Origin of the sequence: Leucobacter sp. M11, assembly GCF_035726885.1 — a bacterium.
Lineage (GTDB): Bacteria > Actinomycetota > Actinomycetes > Actinomycetales > Microbacteriaceae > JAPFRB01.
On sequence record NZ_JAPFRB010000004.1, the window covers coordinates 389,372 to 390,311 of the forward strand.

Here is a 940-nt window from a genome sequence, read left to right on the forward strand (position 1 = left end):
TACCGCCGCAGCTCGCCTAGCAGGGTGGCGAGGACCCGATCTTCGGTGTCCGCATCCAGGGGCTCGTGGAAGGTGAGCCGGAGCGCGGTCTGGGCGAGCGAGGGCTCGATGCCGAGCGCGAGGAGCGCGGGAGAGGGTTCGTCGTGCCCCGCGGCGCAGGCGGAACCCGAGGACGCGCTGATTCCCGCCGCATCCAGGGCCACGAGGATCGACTCGCCGCTGACCCCGGGGAAGACCCAGGAGACGTGTCCCGGCAGGCGCTGCTCCGGGTCACCCGTGAGCCGGGCGTCCGGCCAGGCCTCGGCGACGCGGGCGATCAGCCGATCCCGGGACGCGCGCAGCGCCTCCCGCTGGGCGGCCCGCTCCGGGAGGACACGGCCAACCGCGGCGGCGAAGCCGACAATGCCAGCCACGTTCTCCGTGCCCGAGCGCGAGCCGCGTTCCTGGCCGCCGCCATAGATGAGCGGCTCCCGGGGGAGTTGCCGGCGAATGAGCGCCGCCCCGACCCCCTTCGGCCCGGAGAGCTTGTGCGCGGAACAGGTGAGCGCGTCCACGCCGAGCGCGGCGAAGTCCACGGGCACCTGCCCCAGCGCCTGCACCGCGTCGCTGTGGCTGAGCGCCCCCACCGCGCGGGCCGCCGCCGCGATCTCGGCGACCGGCTGCACCGTGCCGATCTCGTTGTTGCCGAGCGCCACCGAAACGAGCGTGGAATCGGGCCGGAGTGCGTCCGCCACCGCCGCGGGATCGACGAGGCCCGTGTCGGACACCGGCAGGACCGTGATCTCGAAGCCGTGAAGGCGACCGAGCGCCGCGATCGTCTCCAACACGGCGGGGTGCTCGGTGGGGACGGTCACCAGGTGCCGCCCGCGCGGGTTCGCGAGCGCGAGCCCGCGGATCGCGAGGTTCGCCGCCTCGGTGCCCCCCGCGGTGAACACGACGT

1 protein-coding gene is annotated in these 940 nt (G+C 74.6%); it reads right to left on the reverse strand.

Annotated elements, in window-relative coordinates; all coding sequences use genetic code 11:
- Positions 1 to 940: cysteine desulfurase family protein (locus OOT08_RS13910; protein ID WP_325093665.1), on the reverse strand; the 940-nt coding region annotated here is incomplete at both ends.